Genomic DNA, 14,621 nt, shown 5'->3' on the forward strand with positions numbered 1-14,621 from the left:
GATCGACCGGTATGAGCGACGATCCCACAGACCAGTCGACCGCGACCGACGCGCTCCACGCGGGACAGGAACCGGACCCGGCGACCGGCGCACGCGCCCCGCCGCTCTACCAGACCACCTCCTACGTCTTCGAGGACGCCGAGGACGCCGCCGCCCAGTTCGCGCTCGAAAAACCCGGCTACATCTACTCCCGGCTGATGAACCCGACGGTGGAGACCCTCCAGGAGCGCATGGCGACGCTCGAAGGCGGCGTCGGGGCGGCCGCCACCGGCTCTGGAATGGCCGCGCTGGACCTCACGACGTTCCTGCTCGCGTCGGCCGGCGACAACATCGTCTCGGCGTCCTCGCTCTACGGCGGGACCTACACCTACCTCACCCACTCGGTCGAGCGCCGGGGGGTCTCGACGCGGTTCGTCGACACCCTCGACTACGACGCCTACGAGGAGGCCATCGACGACGAGACGGCGTACGTCCACCTCGAAACGATCGGGAACCCGGCGCTCGACACCCCCGACATCCGGCGGGTGGCGGACATCGCCCACGACAACGGTGCCCCGCTGTTCGTCGACAACACCTTCGCGACGCCCGCGCTCTGTCGGCCGCTCGACCACGGTGCCGACCTCGTCTGGAACTCGACGACCAAGTGGCTCCACGGCTCCGGCACGACCGTCGGCGGCGTCGTCGTCGACGGTGGCTCGTTCCCCTGGGCCGACTATCCCGAGAAGTACCCCGAGATCGCGACGGACAACCCGGCCTACCACGGCGTGAACTTCGTCGAGGCCTTCGGGGACGCGGCGTTCACCTACGCCGCGATCGCTCGCGGGCTCCGCGACCTCGGCAATCAGCAGTCACCGTTCGACGCCTGGCAGACCCTCCAGGGGCTGGAGACGCTCCCGCTCCGGATGGACCGCCACTGCGAGAACGCGATGGCCGTCGCGGAGTACCTCCAGGACCACGAGGCGGTCGCCTGGGTCACGTACCCCGGACTCGACTCCCATCCGACCCACGAGACCGCGAGCGAGTACCTCGACGGTGGCTACGGCGGCATGATCACCTTCGGATTGGCGGGCGGCTACGAGGCCGCCCGGAAGACCGTCGAGTCGACCGAGCTCGCGAGCCTGCTCGCCAACGTCGGCGACGCGAAGACGCTCATCATCCACCCCGCGAGCACCACCCACCAGCAGCTGAGCGACGCCGAGAAGGAATCCTCCGGCGTTACCGACGACCTGGTCCGTCTGTCGGTGGGAATCGAGGACCCGGCGCACATCGTCGCGGACCTGGACCGGGCCATCGAATCGACGCAGTGACCTCGACGTTCGGGAGCCGACAGCCGGTCTCGACGGGACGACGACCGCTCGTCTCGCGTAACCAGCGGGGTCGTACACCCATCCCGCTCGAAGACCGGCGCGTATCCGACCGGATCGCCACCCCTGCGACGATCGAGCCTCACACGATCGACCCTTGCATGACCGATCCCGGAGCCACACCGTCACGATGAGGCCGGCACCCAGGAAGTTCGGCATCGCCGACCGCGTCGGAGATCGAGGGATATCTTTGTCCTCGATTCGAGGGGTGACACGATGAGCGACGCCGACACCTCCGGAGCGTGTGACCACGAAGACCTGTGGAAAGAGGGCGTGATAGACGACGGCGGCAACACGGTGCGGGTGTGGAGCTGTCGGGACTGCGATGCGTGGTTCAAGGAACGACTCCCGGGGGAGACGTTCGGCGGCTGGATCGACGTGGAGTGACCGGTCCGACGGCCGTCCGGTCGGAGGGACTGACAGCGATCGATCCCCCAACGTCCGAAGCGGGATCCGTGACCGTCCGCCCGGGGGATCCGATGAGACGACCGTTCCCTATATAAATCACGTCCCCACTCCTTCCGGATTGGATAGGGGAGCGGTTTTTACCGCGATCCGGGACGAACTCCCGGACGAGCGTGTCACTCGATGTACGATACCATCCTCATCCCGACCGACGGCAGCGAGGGCGCACTGGCCGCCGCCCGCCACGGACTGGCCCTCGCGACGGCCTTCGAGAGTCGGATTCACCTCCTGAGCGTCGTCGACGAACGCACGTACAGCAGTTCGATCGCGGACGTGGATTCCACGGTCCGAGAACAGCGCGACGCGTTCGAACGGGAGGCGACCGAAGCGGTTCGAATCCTCGAAGAACTCGCCGACGAGACGTCCGTCGCGTGCCACACGGCGGTGGAACACGGCGTCCCCCACGCGGTGATCGCCTCGTACCTCGACCGACACGACATCGACCTGGTCTCGATGGGAACCCACGGACGGACCGGCCTGGACCGGCTGCTCGTGGGGAGCGTGACCGAGCGCATCGTGCGGACGAGCGACGTTCCCGTTCTCACCACCCGACCCGACGCCGACGAGCGCGGGAGCTACGAGCGGGTTCTGATCCCGACGGACGGGAGCGAGGCTGCAGCCGCCGCGGTCGGACACGGTCTCGCGGTTGCGGACCGGTACGACGCACGGGTTCACGCGCTTTCGGTCGTCGACGTGAGCGGGCTGATGGGCGCTCCCGATGTCGGAATGAACCCCGACGTGCTCGATACCTGGACCGAGTACGGCGAGCGTGCGGTCTCGGAAGTCGCCGGGAGAGCCGAGGACCGCGGGCTCGACGTCACCACGGCGGTCGAACAGGGGCTCCCCTACCGCGCCATTCGGGACTACACTCGTCAGGAGGACATCGACCTCGTCACGATGGGAACACACGGTAGAACCGGGCTCGAACGGTACTTGCTCGGAAGCGTGACCGAGCGCGTCGTCCGAACGATCGACGTTCCGGTGCTCACCGTTCGATAGCTGCGGACACCGAGATCTCGATATCGTCGTCGCGGCACAGGGTCGGTCGTGTCCGATCGGTCCGACGGGTACGTCGCCGAAGACTCGTGCGGACCCATTTCAACACCGGTCTCTCGCTCGCTCCCGCTCGGCCTATCGTCGGTTTCTGTCGATCTCCTCGGCCTCCGTCCGGACCTTCTCGACCGCCTCGGACTGTTCGCTCCGCGTCAACCCGCCAGCCTCGACGAACCGGCCGTCGTACTGCCAGTCCGGGATCGCTCCCCAGAATCCCTCACCTCCGTCGTCACGCCGTTCCGTTCGGTGGCGCTTTCTCGCGATGCTCGCGACCAGCACGCCGCTCAGGACGACCCCGGAGACGACCAAAATCCGACTTCTCCCGATGGCGGGTATCAACGGTGTGACGACCGGGAGGACGAACAGGAGGCCGACGAATACGAGGGCGATCCGTGATCGCCGCATACCGCCCCTTGTCGCGCGCTGCCCTTAAGTGTCGGTGGCGACCGGGAGCGCAAGGTTATCGGCCCGCTGTCGCGTTCGTCGGACCGTATGCTACCCTGGGGGCACCTCGCGTTCGGCTACGTCTGCTACTCCGGTCTCGTCCGGTGGTTCTCCCGACGACGCCCGGACGGCTACGGCTTCGCGTTCGTCGCGCTCGGCACCCAGCTTCCCGACCTCGTCGACAAGCCGCTCGCGTGGACGGTCGATCTGCTCCCGAGCGGGCGGTCGCTCGCCCACTCGGCGTTCACCGCGACGCTCGCCAGCACGGCCGTCTGGACCGTCTGTCGCCGACGCGGCCGTCCGGATCTCGGGGCCGCGTTCGCCGTCGGCTACGCCTCCCACCTCGTCGGCGACGGCTACCGGGCGCTCCTCGCCGGGCGGTACGCCGCTCTCTCGTCGTTCGGTTGGCCCTTCCTCCCGCCCCCGCGGTTCGACCACGGGGGCGGGATCGTCGACCACTTCCGAGGTCTCTCGTTCACGCCCACCTTCGCGTTCGATCTCGTTCTCGTCGTTCTCGCCGTCGTCGTCTGGGTCGTGGACGGCGCACCGGGGTGGTCGGCGGTCGGGGAACGGCTCGCGAGGCTCGTCGACCGAACCCGCGAACGGGAGAGCGCTATCCGATAGAGGTATGGAGGCGGGCCGGAAGCATCGAACAACCATGGAGGCGGCCGACCGACCGTGAGCTACCGACGGGCGCTGCTCACCCGCTGGTCGCGCCGCGACCGGCTCACGGTGCTCGTGGTGGCGGTCACGACGGCGTTCCTCGTCGGGACGACCCTCCTGCTGGCGGCCGCCGGCGCACAGACCGCGACGCTCGCTGGCGACCTCAACACCACCGCGACCGCCACCTACGAGGACTCGTTCAGCGCCGCGACGGCCGACGCGGACCCGGGCGACCTCGTCTTTCCCACCGCCGTGCTCCGGGCGGCCGACGGCTCCAGCCATCGGTTTATCGGAGTTCCGAACGGGACGCCGACCGAGATCGCCGATTCGTCGGTGGACTGGCGGCGCGCGACGATCCCCTCGCCGGGCGGTGGCGTCACGGGCCCCGTAGCGAGTTCGACCCAGCGCCGGTTCCGGACCGCGAGCGGTTCCACGACGCTCACGATAGACCCACAGACCGACTCCGACTCGCTGTTTCCCGCCGCGTGGTACGTGGCGAACGCCTCGACCGTCCGGTCGCTCGGCGGCGGCGACGTCGACGCGCTCGTGATCCACCCCGACGAACGCCTCACGGGGTTGCTGTCGGTGCCGACGGTCGGGTCGCCGCTCGTCGCCGCCCTCGTCTTCCTGTTCGCCGGGATGCGCCAGCTACTGACCGCGCTGCTCGCCGCGACGGTCGGGAGCGCGCTGCTCGTGCTCGTCGTGGTCTACAACGTCCTCCGGATGACCGTTCGGGACCGGATCCGCGCGATCCGGGTCATCCGCTCGACCGGCGGCACCCCCCGCCGGGTGCGCTGGCTGTTCGGGCTCCGGGCCGGGCTGATCGTCGGCCTCGGCGTCGCGCTCGGCTACGCGGTCGGGTTCGTTCTCACGAACGCCGTGGTCAACGTCGCGGTGTTCGCGGGGCTCCCGATCTCGCTCACGCCCTCGCTCACGCCGCTCGCGCTCGGGACGCTCGCGGTCGTGCTCCCGACGCTGGTGCTCGCGGGCGTGCTGGCGGGCGTGCTCGCGGCCCGGACCGCGACGCGCCGCCCCCCGACCCGCCTCGGCGACACCCCTCGACGCGCTGGCACGCGGGACGGCTCGACGTTCGGGCGGCTTCGCTCGCGGCTAACGCCGACGTTACTCGACCCGCGGGCGGTGGTGCCGACGACGCTCACGCTCGCGGTGTTCGCGGTCGTGGTCGTGCTCATCGTCTCGCTCACGGGCGCGGTCGCGCCGCTCTCGACCCAGGACGAGGGGACCATCGCGGAGGCCGGCTCGGCCAACGTACTCAACAGCCGGATCGACGCCGACTACGCCACGGTGCTCCGCTCGCGCGGGGTCGACGCCAGCCCGGAGATCATCCTCGCCCAGGCCGTCGACGGCGAGCCGTTCCTGGGGCTCGGCGCGAACTACACCGCCTTCGCGTCCGTCACGAACGCCAGCCTCGAACGGGGCCACGCACCACGAACCCCCTCGCAGGCGGTCATCGGGGCGGACCTCGCGCGAACGCTCGACGTCGGGGTCGGCGATCCGTTGACCCTCGGCGGGAGCTTCTCGCCGGCGGTCACCAGGGTCACCGTGGTGGGCGTGTTCAGCGCCGCCGGCGTCGACGACGACCAGGTCGTCGTCCCGCTCCCGATGGCCCACCACCTCGCGATCCGGGAGGGGTTCGTCCAGTACATCCGTACCAGCGGCGCGGACCTCGACGGGATGGACGGGACGGCCGCCCGCGCCAACGACACCATCACCACGACGATCGCCTCCGCGCCGAACGTGACGGCGGCGAACCGCACCGTCTCGGTGACAGTGCGCGCCGAGAACCCGGGTGACGCCGCCGCGACGCGCGAGGTCCCGGTCTCGATCGGGAACGTCACCCGAACCCGGTCGGTGAGCCTCGGCGCGGGCGAGTCGACGCAGTTCTCGGTGTCGCTGCGCGCGCCCGCACCGGGTGAACGGACGCTTCGCGTCGGGTCGCGGAGCCAGCCGATCCGCGTGCTCGCCGCGAACGCGCTCTGGTTCCCCACCGAACTCCCCGGGACCGGGCCGCCGAACGCGACGCTGTTCGTTCCCGTCGTGACCCCCGACGAGGAGCCGATCCCGAACGCGACCGTCGCCGTCGGCGGACGAACGACGAACACGGGCTCGAACGGCATCGCGCAGGTCACCCTCCCCGCCGAGCCCGGGAGCTACGTCCTCCGGGCGAGCAAGGCCGGCCGGCCGCGCGCGACCCACAACCTCACGGTCGCGACCGGGAGTCGCCGCGAGCCCTCGGCACGGCTGCAGGTCACGCCCCGGAGCGGGAGCGTGCTCGAACGCCCGACGGCGAACGTCACGGTCGCGAACCCCTGGAACGCCCGGCTGTCCCGCGAGCTCACGCTGAGCTCGGCGATAACCAACCGAAACCGGACCGTGACCCTCGACCCGGGCGAGGTCGCCTCGCTCAACGTGAGCGTCTTCGCCGGGGCCGACGGGCGCGCCTCGCCGGGCACCTACCCCGTCCGGCTGCTCTCGAACGGTACCCCGATCGCTCAGGCAGAGTACACCGTCGAGGGCGACCAACGGCTGTTCTCGGCGCTCGCGAGCAACGGGCAGTACTCCGGGAACGCGGGCATCGGTCAGGCGATCCAGAGCGTCTTCGGCAACGTCCAGCTCCTGTTCGTGGTGATGGTGCTGCTCGCGGGGCTCACGACGGTCGGGACCACCGCCGCGACGTTCGCCCAGACCGTCCACGCCCGGCGGCGCGCCATCGGGGTCCACCGCGCGACCGGCGCGACCCCGCGGGACGTGCTCCGGACGGTGCTCGCGGACGTCTGCCTGATATCGGTTCCCGCGGCCATCGTCGCGCTCTGCCTCGCGGTCGGCAGCCTTCGCGTTCTCGGGCAGGCCGGGGTGCTCACGCTGTTCGGGATCCGGCTCTCGGTCGCCACGCCGGCGTGGGTACTTCTCGGAACCGCCGTCGGCGCGTTCGCGCTCTCGGTGCTCGGTGCCGTGCTCGCGACGGTCCCGTTTCTCACTCGGCCGCCGACCGGCCTCCTCGGCGAGACGACCGCCGAACCCACCCACCGGGACCAGGAGCGTCGATAACCGGGCCCCGACCGGCCGAGGAGGGTTTATCCCGATTCGGGGGGAAGGGCCGTCGATGACGACGCCCGTTCTCGACGCCGACCACCTCGGCGTCACCCGCGGCGACACGGCGATCCTCACCGACGTCTCGATGACGGTCGCGCCCGACGCGCGGACGCTGGTCCAGGGGCCGAGCGGGGCGGGGAAGACCACGCTGTTCAACGTGCTCGGGCTGCTCGACCGGCCGTCGAGCGGCACCCTCCGGATCGAGGGGCGGGTCGCGGATTCGCTTGCGGAGCGCGAACGCGCCCGGCTACGCCGCGAGACGATCGGCTTCATCTTTCAGGAGTTCCAGCTCATCGCGGACCTCACCGCGTGGGAGAACGCGAGGCTTCCCCAGGAACACGCCGGCGGTGGCGATACGGCGTGGGTCGACACCCTCTTCGACGCCCTCGGGATCGACCACCTCCGCGAGCAGTACCCCGCGACGCTCAGCGGCGGCGAGAAACAGCGGGTCGCGATCGCCCGCGCGCTCGCAAACCGGCCGGCGATCGTCCTCGCCGACGAGCCAACGGGTCAGCTCGACCCCGAGACCGCCGACGGCGTTCTCGACCTCCTGTTCGACATGCAGGACACCGCCGGCACCGCGCTGCTCACCATCAGCCACGACCGGCGGCTCCGCTCGCGCTTCGAGGACGTCGTCCGACTCGAAGACGGCACGACGAAACCGGTACCCCGGACGGATTCCGACGCGTCGGAGGAGCCGGCCGCTACGAACTCGTGATGGTGTAGTCGTCGGTCTGTGCCGTGGCGTTGTCGACCGCGAGGCCGAAGGTGTAGCTGCCGGCGCTCCCGGTCTCGACGCCGCCCTCGAGGACCGCGACGATCTCGTCGCCGGGTTCGACGCTCGTGTTGCCGTCGAGCGCGATCCTGAGTCGACGACCGTCGTCGGCCACCTGCACGTCGCGTTCGACGCTGGAGGCGAGGCTCTCGTCGGTCCGGTCACGAACGAGGCTGCCGTTCTCGTCGATCCCGGCGGTGTCGACGTTCGCGACCGAGACGTTCGTCAGGTCGAGCCCGCCGCCGGTCTCGATGGTGATGGTCTCGATGCCCTCGCTCGCCGTGGCGTCGGTCATGGTCGCGTGAGCGATCAGGTTCACGTCGGTGGTGTTCTCGGTCGTGGGATCGACCGTCACTTCGAGCCCCGAGGCGTTGGTGGAGACGTTTGCGGGGACCGTCGAGGTGCCGGCCGTCGACGGGCTCGTGCTCGATGTCCCAGCCGTCTCCATCGTCGGTGGCGCGCTGGTCGCCGTCTCCTCGACGGGTGCCTCGGTGTTGGCGACCGTGGTGCCACCGTCGTCGGTGTTGCCCCCACAGCCAGCGAGCAGCACCAGACAGACGAGCACACCGGTCAGCAGCAATCGCGTTCGCGTCGGTCCCGTCGAATCGCTGTCCTGGGACCGGAGTCGCTTCGGGTTCATCGATCGAGAGACGCCCGGCGAGCGATAATAATCCTACTGGTCCAGACGGAGAAATCGAGGTTCGACGAGCGGAAACGAAGCCGCTGTGCCGTGAATACCGGCGGAACTCCCAACTTTGATATAGCCGTCGGCAGTTGTCTCCATCGATACCACCGACGACCATGAGCAGCGAATCCGACGCGTGGCTGTTGGTCCCGCGGCCCCTCCGCCGTCTGCCGGCGGACCTCGCTGTCGTCGCGTTGCTGGTCGTCCTGACCGCGGTCTCGGCGCTCGTCCCGCCCGTCAGCGGGACGCCGGTCCGGATCGTGCTCGGTCTGCCGTTCGTGCTCTTCCTGCCGGGCTACGCGTTCGTCGCCGCGCTCTTTCCGGAGGCCGGCCGGACGGCGGGTCCGACGGAGGACGACGGGTCGGACGGACGGGTCGAACGCGCTCGTGAGGACGGCATCGACGGAATCGAGCGCGTCGCCCTCTCGTTCGGGCTCAGTATCGCGGTCTCGCCGCTCCTCGGGCTGGCGCTCAACTTCACGCCGTTCGGGATCCGGCTCGTCCCCATCGTGGTCACCATCGGCGGGTTCACCCTCGTCGCGGTCGCCGTGGCCGCCGCCCGGCGGCTGGCGCTCCCGGCCGCGGACCGGTTCCGGGTGCCGTTCGGCCGGTGGTACGCCGCCACCCGCACGGAGCTGTTCGAGCCCGAAACCCGGACGGACCAGGTGCTGAACGTCGTGCTAGTGGTGAGCCTCCTGCTCGCGGTGAGTTCGGTCGCCTACGCGGTCGCGACCCCGACCGCCGGCGAGTCGTTCAGCGAGTTCTACCTCCTGACCGAGAACGAGACGGGCGCGCTCACCGCCGAGAACTACCCCGCGAACTTCACCGAGGGCGCGGGCCAACCGCTCGTGGTCGGGGTCTCGAACCACGAACACCGACCGACGAACTACACCGTCGTCGCCCAGCTCCAGCGCGTCCGGGTGGCGAACGACTCCACGACGGTACTGGAACGGAGTCCGATGCAGCGGTTCACTCCGCGACTGGAGGACAACGAAACCTGGACCCGCCGACACACCGTCACGCCGACGATGACCGGCGAACGGCTTCGGTTGGTCTACCTGCTCTATCGAGGACCCGCCCCGGCGAACCCGACGACGGGGAACGCCTACCGCGAGACCCACCTCTGGGTGAACGTGACGTCGTAACGACGAAGGGTCATTCGGGAGTTTCGTGGTCCGGTTTTTTGAGCCCACTCGTGTCGAGACGGCCGCGGGCTGAACGACTTCGGAGAACGACCGTATCGGGAGCGACGGCTCCGCTCCATTCGAGGGGAACGTACTTGCAGTTCGGACACTCGACCATGTCCCGATCCCATCCCGTCGTCGACCGGTCGGTGATAGGAGACGGTTCTGTCGCACCGTTCGCGGGCCGTCTTTGGCACCGACTCCCCGTACGGGTGAGTCGATGAAGTGCCACCTGGTTGCAGTAACGGTCGACAGCACCCGACGATTCGAAACGAGGTGCCGGTTCGAGCGTTCGGTGTGGAGTGGCGGGAGTCGGTTCGGCGTTGGCGTTCGAACCGCTCTACCGCGACAGGGGATCGACCGCCATCACCGGAACTTTCGGACTGTCTTCGAGTGGATCCACGCGTTCGGAGCCGTCGTCGGGATCGAACGGGGTCGTGGCTATGCAGTCGGTTGCTCCTTCGGAGCGCGGATCTGCTCGTAGAAGGCGACGCTGTACGCGGCCGTGAACGCACCGATGATACCGGTCACTATCGCGAGGCCGACCGAGAGAACGGCGGCGATAACGAGGAGATCGTTCACGTCGTACAGCGTCGGGAGCGTGCCGATGATCCCGCCAACGGTCCCGAACACCGCCGAGAACACGACGATGATGGCCATGTAGCCGAGCGTGCTGAGTTTGTTCCCCCAGACGACGCGGATGCTCTTTTTGAACCCGCCAACGGCACCTTTTCCGTCGAGGACGATCGCCTGGCCGAAGAACTGGACGAAAAAGGAGAAGGCGAACAACAACACGAACAGCAGCAGTACGATACCCACGAGCGCGAGCAGCGAGCCCGCACCCGCACCACCGCTCTGCCCGATCCCCACGGCGAAGAACCCGCCGACTCCGCCGACGACGGCGATAGCGACGAAGTAGACGACCATCGCGACTCCCAGCAGCAGGTATGCCCCGAATATCGAGACGTAGTTGGCCCGTCCTTCCCGAAGGAACGTCCGGAGACTCGTCTTTCCGTCGAGCGCTTCGGCGACCATTCCGACGATTCCCCCGAAGTAAAACGGCAGGACGAACACCAACACGAGCGAGAAGAGCCCCGACACGACCAGTCCGATATCCGTGGTGAGAGACGACGAGAGCAACTGCGGGATCTGGAGGAGCCCGAACAGGAGCGTGACGAGGATGATGACCGGGTTTCGTCTGACGGCGTCCACTGCCTCTCCGATCGCTGCTATCGCACCCATAACTCAACGGGAAGTAGTCCCCCAATAAACGTTGTGTTCGCGTATCAGGTGATGTGGTTCCGGGACCAATCGTCCGTCGAAAGCCCCATCGTCCTGTGGGAGGCCACACATCGTCGAAGCACGGACTCGCGAAGGGTTGGGAGTAACGTTCGGTTAAACGGTCCTCGCACGCGTCCCGTGCGAACCCTCATGGTTCTGTCTCCCGTAGTCCTCGGATGTCTAAGATCACGTGTCCGAAGTGTGGCACCGAGTCCGCCTACGAAAAGCCGGCCGGGTCGCGGGACGACGGCGCTCTCACGTGCTGGAAGTGTGGGCACATCCTCCTCCTTCCGTAGCATATCTCGTCCGGCCATCTCGTCGGCACTCCTCACACTCAGAAATTGCACGCGACCGACGGCCGGAGGAAGCCATCGTTCGCCTCAGAGCGTGAACGGCGGCAACAGAGCATCCCGCACCAAGGCGTGGCCGCATCTATCGCACTCCCACGCTATCCGTTCGCCACCGTCGACCTCCGAAATGGTGTACATCTCGTGTCCGAAGAGGGCGCATTTGTATTGCACTACTATGCTCTACTCACAAGCAACGAAAACAAATGTGTGTCGGCTTTCCCCCGGTCGGATCTCGGGACCGAGGTCGTGATTCGACGGTGGTCGGAAGCCGAGACGTTTCGGCCGATACCACGCGCTCGTGCCGACCAGACCGAAGCCACGATTCGGCGGCGGTCGGGGGATACACAGCCCGAAACGATTATACTCGACGAGCCGAGCAACGCAGACATGGCGATGAGTTCGAACGAATCGCCGGTCGAGACGTGTGCTGAGTGTGGGGAAAGCGTGCTGGCAGCGTATCTCGACGACGACATTTGTCCAGCGTGCCGCAACGAGTGAGGACACGGTTTCGCAGCGCCAGTAGTTGTTCCACGTCTCGGATTCGTCTACTCTGTGACGGAATTCTCGTTGCGGAACACCGCGTTTTCGCTGTGAATCGGGAAAGAGTGGGCGGTGCTTGTCTAAATCGTCTCAGCTACATCGCATCCGGCGAAATCTGGATGTTGTAACTCGCGACCGCCGAAGGATCACTGGGAGCCATGATGCAGTCGAAAGTGAGCGACTCGCCGCTGGAGACACCCTCGGAGCTATCGCTCCCTTCGCCGATGCGGGTACCCTCTGAATCGTAGATCTGGGCGTTGATGAAGAGGAAATCAAAGTCCTGCTCCGCAGTGAGTTGCCCACGCACGCCGGTCGAGATCCCGCTATCCTCGTTGTACCATTCGCTCTCGTCGAGCGTTACGCCGTCCACAATATCTTGCTCGTCGAGCTCGATATCTCCGGAGGAACCGTCACTGTCGCCGCTAGAACCCTCGCTTTCGCTCGTTGCAGTCGAGTCGGAATCTTGCCCACTATCCGAATCTTCGCTTTCGCTGGTCGCGGTGGAGTCGTCCTCGGAGTCCTCCTCATTCGAGGTCGACTCGCTGTCCTCGCCCTCACTGGTCGACATGGATGTCGACTCGCCGTCCTCACCGGAGGTGGACATCTCGGTCTCCTCGCTTCCACCCGAAGCCTCCGTGCTCTCACTGCCGCCGCTGGCTTCGGTGCTTTCGCTCCCGCCATTGGAACCATTCCCACCGCTGCTACTGTTGTTGCCGCCCGTCTCACCGCTACATCCTGCGAGTCCAGCTCCTACTGCAATTCCAACCGCTGATATGTACTTACGTCGGTGCATCAGGAATAAATATAGATTTAGTCGGGATAGTTCTTTGTTTTCCGACAACGTGAAACTCCGAGAAACTGACGAGGAGTTTCTACGCCCGAGCGATCCGGCGCTGCGCGTAGTGGCTCTGATATGTCGTGAGGAAGCCAGGGGTGGGATTTGAACCCACGAATTCTCGATTACAAATCGAGTGCTTGCACCGCCCAAGCTCCCCTGGCGCGGCCGGGAGTTACCACCCTGTGGATTTGTGGCTATCGCTTTCGAGGCGTTTCTCGAGGTCGAGCCGCTGTGGCGTGTAGCCGTGCCGTTCGTAGAATCGCCGTGCGCCGTCGTTGTCGGCGAGCACCGAGAGCGAGACGACGTCGAATCCCTCGGCTCGAAGGGCGTTCTCGGCCGCGTCGAGGAGCGCACCGCCGATCCCCTCGTCGCGGCGCTCGGGCCGGACCACGAGGTTTCGCACGATACCCCGCGAGACGTCCTGGGCGTACTGTTCGGACTCCGGCCCGAACATCACGAAGCCAGCGAGGTCGCCCGCCTCGTCGCGCGCGACCAACAGCCCGTCGGTGATGATGTCCCGAACGACCGCCTCGCGGATGGTCCGCCTGTTCTCCTCGGCGTGGAGATGCGAGCCGTGGGCGCGCTGTCCCCGCGCCAGTTCGACCCACATATCGGCGATGGCGTCGGCGGCTTCCGTGCTCGGGGACTCGATGTTCACGCCCGCAGCGCCTCGACCGCCGGGAGCGAATCACCCGCGAGCAGCGTCAGCGACGCGCCGCCGCCCGTGCTCACGTGCGAGAAGCCCTCGATCCCCAGCTGCCGGATCGCCGCCGCGGTGTCGCCGCCGCCGACGATGCTGTACTCGGCCCCGGCGGCCGCGGTGTAGAGGTCGCGGGTGCCGTGGGCGAACGTCTCCTCCTCGAAGACGCCCGCCGGCCCGTTGAGGATCACCGTTCCCGCCGACTCGATCACCTCGGCGTAGGCCGACACGGTTCGACCCCCGACGTCCATCGCCGGCGAGTCGGCCGCCGGCGGGAACTCGTCCACGGCGACCTCGTGGCGCTCGCCGTCACGCTCGACCGCGACGTCCCGCGGCACCTCGATCTCGTCGTAGGTGTCGAGGAGGTCGCCCGCACGGTCGATCTCGTCCCAGTAACCGTGGTCGTAGACGAACTCCGAGGTCGCGGGGCCGAGCTCCGCGCCGCCCGCGAGCAGACAGACGTTGCCCACGACGCCCGCGGTGAGGACCGTATCGGCCAGCCCGCGTTCGAGCACGCTTCGAGCGACGCCGACCGAGTCGCCGACCTTCGCGCCGCCGAGGAGGTAGACCCGCGGCGTCGGGGTCTCCTCGATCGCCCCCAGTACGTCGAGTTCGCGCTCCATCACCCGGCCGGCGTAGCCAGGGAGCCGTTCGGGAAAGCCAACCAGGGAGGGCTGGGAGCGGTGGGCGGCCGCGAACGCGTCGTTGACGTAGACGTCGAGCACGGGGGCCAACCCCTCGACGAGATGGGTGTTCGCGGCGTCGGCCGCCTCGAACTCCATGTACTCCTCGGCGTAGAAGCGAGTGTTCTCGAGCACCACGAGGTCCCCCGGGTCGAGCCCCGCGACCGCCTCGCGCGCCGCCGCCGAGAACGTGGCGTCGCAGTAGCCGACGGGGGCATCGAGTAGCTCGTCGAGGCGGTCGGCGTGGGCGGCGAGGGTGGAGAAGTCGTCGTCGCCGGGCCGGCCCTGGTGGGCGAGCACCGCGACTCGCGCGCCCCGTTCGGCGAGCTCCGAGAGGGTCTCGACGTGGGCGCGCAGTCGGGCGTCGTCGGCCAGCCCGTCGTTCCCGTTAGCGAGCGGGCTGTTGATGTCGATGCGGACCCCGACGGCGACGCCCTCCAGGTCGAGGTCGTCGAGGGTTTGGAGCATTGCTATCCCTATTT

The 14,621-nt window shown here is 67.8% G+C and carries 13 protein-coding genes and 1 tRNA gene; 7 read left to right on the forward strand and 7 right to left on the reverse strand.

Annotation, left to right across the window (positions count from 1 at the left end):
• The first annotated feature begins 11 nt into the window (after positions 1-11).
• The 3 genes from C447_RS09370 to C447_RS09375 all read left to right on the forward strand — a co-directional run bounded on the left by C447_RS09370 (position 12) and on the right by C447_RS09375 (position 2,828).
• On the forward strand, positions 12-1,307 hold the full coding sequence (locus C447_RS09370) for an O-acetylhomoserine aminocarboxypropyltransferase/cysteine synthase family protein (RefSeq protein ID WP_007693241.1): 1,296 nt from the start codon (positions 12-14) through the stop codon (positions 1,305-1,307).
• Positions 1,308-1,580: 273 nt separating this feature from the next.
• Positions 1,581-1,751 (forward strand): hypothetical protein, encoded by a 171-nt coding sequence (locus C447_RS17930; RefSeq protein WP_153300721.1) that lies wholly within the window; start codon positions 1,581-1,583, stop codon positions 1,749-1,751.
• A 201-nt stretch (positions 1,752-1,952) separates the two neighbouring features.
• Positions 1,953-2,828, forward strand: coding sequence for a universal stress protein (locus tag C447_RS09375; RefSeq protein ID WP_007693242.1), 876 nt, complete (start codon positions 1,953-1,955; stop codon positions 2,826-2,828).
• Positions 2,829-2,960: 132 nt separating this feature from the next.
• On the opposite strand, the gene C447_RS09380 is transcribed toward C447_RS09375, so the two are convergent.
• On the reverse strand, positions 2,961-3,287 hold the full coding sequence (locus tag C447_RS09380; protein ID WP_007693244.1) for a hypothetical protein: 327 nt from the start codon (positions 3,285-3,287) through the stop codon (positions 2,961-2,963).
• Positions 3,288-3,374: 87 nt separating this feature from the next.
• On the opposite strand from C447_RS09380, the gene C447_RS09385 reads away from it, so the two are divergent.
• From C447_RS09385 to C447_RS09395, 3 genes are read left to right on the forward strand one after another with little or no spacing between them, the layout of a single operon-like run.
• Positions 3,375-3,950 (forward strand): metal-dependent hydrolase, encoded by a 576-nt coding sequence (locus C447_RS09385; protein ID WP_007693251.1) that lies wholly within the window; start codon positions 3,375-3,377, stop codon positions 3,948-3,950.
• 54 nt (positions 3,951-4,004) lie between these two features.
• The gene (locus C447_RS09390; protein ID WP_007693252.1) at positions 4,005-7,058 is read left to right on the forward strand and encodes an FtsX-like permease family protein; all 3,054 of its coding nucleotides are present in this window, start codon (positions 4,005-4,007) and stop codon (positions 7,056-7,058) included.
• A gap of 55 nt (positions 7,059-7,113) precedes the next feature.
• Positions 7,114-7,821 (forward strand): ABC transporter ATP-binding protein, encoded by a 708-nt coding sequence (locus C447_RS09395; protein ID WP_007693255.1) that lies wholly within the window; start codon positions 7,114-7,116, stop codon positions 7,819-7,821.
• On the opposite strand, the gene C447_RS09400 is transcribed toward C447_RS09395, so the two are convergent.
• Complete coding sequence (locus tag C447_RS09400; RefSeq protein ID WP_007693258.1) at positions 7,808-8,518, reverse strand: hypothetical protein; 711 nt, start codon at positions 8,516-8,518, stop codon at positions 7,808-7,810. The two genes, C447_RS09395 and C447_RS09400, sit on opposite strands and share 14 nt — an antisense overlap.
• Positions 8,519-8,679: 161 nt before the next feature.
• Between C447_RS09400 and C447_RS09405 the strand changes: the two genes are divergently transcribed.
• Positions 8,680-9,708, forward strand: coding sequence for a DUF1616 domain-containing protein (locus C447_RS09405; RefSeq protein ID WP_007693259.1), 1,029 nt, complete (start codon positions 8,680-8,682; stop codon positions 9,706-9,708).
• A 480-nt stretch (positions 9,709-10,188) separates the two neighbouring features.
• Here the strand turns inward: C447_RS09405 and C447_RS09410 are convergent, their stop codons facing one another.
• From C447_RS09410 to C447_RS09435, 5 genes are all read right to left on the reverse strand, one after another.
• Positions 10,189-10,989: a DUF7847 domain-containing protein gene (locus C447_RS09410; protein ID WP_029601958.1), complete on the reverse strand. Its 801-nt coding sequence runs from the start codon at positions 10,987-10,989 to the stop codon at positions 10,189-10,191.
• Between the two features lie 1,023 nt (positions 10,990-12,012).
• Positions 12,013-12,711 (reverse strand): FxLYD domain-containing protein, encoded by a 699-nt coding sequence (locus tag C447_RS09420; protein ID WP_237713432.1) that lies wholly within the window; start codon positions 12,709-12,711, stop codon positions 12,013-12,015.
• Between the two features lie 132 nt (positions 12,712-12,843).
• Positions 12,844-12,917, reverse strand: a tRNA-Thr gene (locus C447_RS09425).
• 11 nt (positions 12,918-12,928) lie between these two features.
• Positions 12,929-13,414 carry a GNAT family N-acetyltransferase gene (locus C447_RS09430; protein ID WP_007693267.1) on the reverse strand — a complete coding sequence of 162 codons (486 nt, stop codon included), beginning with the start codon at positions 13,412-13,414 and terminating at the stop codon, positions 12,929-12,931.
• Positions 13,411-14,607 carry a phosphoglycerate kinase gene (locus C447_RS09435; protein WP_007693268.1) on the reverse strand — a complete coding sequence of 399 codons (1,197 nt, stop codon included), beginning with the start codon at positions 14,605-14,607 and terminating at the stop codon, positions 13,411-13,413. Before C447_RS09435 ends, C447_RS09430 begins: the two co-directional genes overlap by 4 nt.
• Between the last annotated feature and the right edge of the window lie 14 nt (positions 14,608-14,621).

This window comes from Halococcus hamelinensis 100A6 (genome assembly GCF_000336675.1).
Classification (GTDB): Archaea; Halobacteriota; Halobacteria; order Halobacteriales; family Halococcaceae; genus Halococcus; species Halococcus hamelinensis.

Bases quoted from the DNA above. Each gene is read 5' to 3' on its own strand.
- C447_RS09370 (WP_007693241.1), top strand. From the start codon at position 12: ATGAGCGACGATCCCACAGACCAGTCGACCGCGACCGACGCGCTCCAC.
- C447_RS17930 (WP_153300721.1), top strand. From the start codon at position 1,581: ATGAGCGACGCCGACACCTCCGGAGCGTGTGACCACGAAGACCTGTGG.
- C447_RS09375 (WP_007693242.1), top strand. From the start codon at position 1,953: ATGTACGATACCATCCTCATCCCGACCGACGGCAGCGAGGGCGCACTG.
- C447_RS09380 (WP_007693244.1), bottom strand. From the start codon at position 3,287: ATGCGGCGATCACGGATCGCCCTCGTATTCGTCGGCCTCCTGTTCGTC.
- C447_RS09385 (WP_007693251.1), top strand. From the start codon at position 3,375: ATGCTACCCTGGGGGCACCTCGCGTTCGGCTACGTCTGCTACTCCGGT.
- C447_RS09395 (WP_007693255.1), top strand. From the start codon at position 7,114: ATGACGACGCCCGTTCTCGACGCCGACCACCTCGGCGTCACCCGCGGC.
- C447_RS09400 (WP_007693258.1), bottom strand. From the start codon at position 8,518: ATGAACCCGAAGCGACTCCGGTCCCAGGACAGCGATTCGACGGGACCG.
- C447_RS09405 (WP_007693259.1), top strand. From the start codon at position 8,680: ATGAGCAGCGAATCCGACGCGTGGCTGTTGGTCCCGCGGCCCCTCCGC.
- C447_RS09410 (WP_029601958.1), bottom strand. From the start codon at position 10,989: ATGGGTGCGATAGCAGCGATCGGAGAGGCAGTGGACGCCGTCAGACGA.
- C447_RS09420 (WP_237713432.1), bottom strand. From the start codon at position 12,711: ATGCACCGACGTAAGTACATATCAGCGGTTGGAATTGCAGTAGGAGCT.
- C447_RS09435 (WP_007693268.1), bottom strand. From the start codon at position 14,607: ATGCTCCAAACCCTCGACGACCTCGACCTGGAGGGCGTCGCCGTCGGG.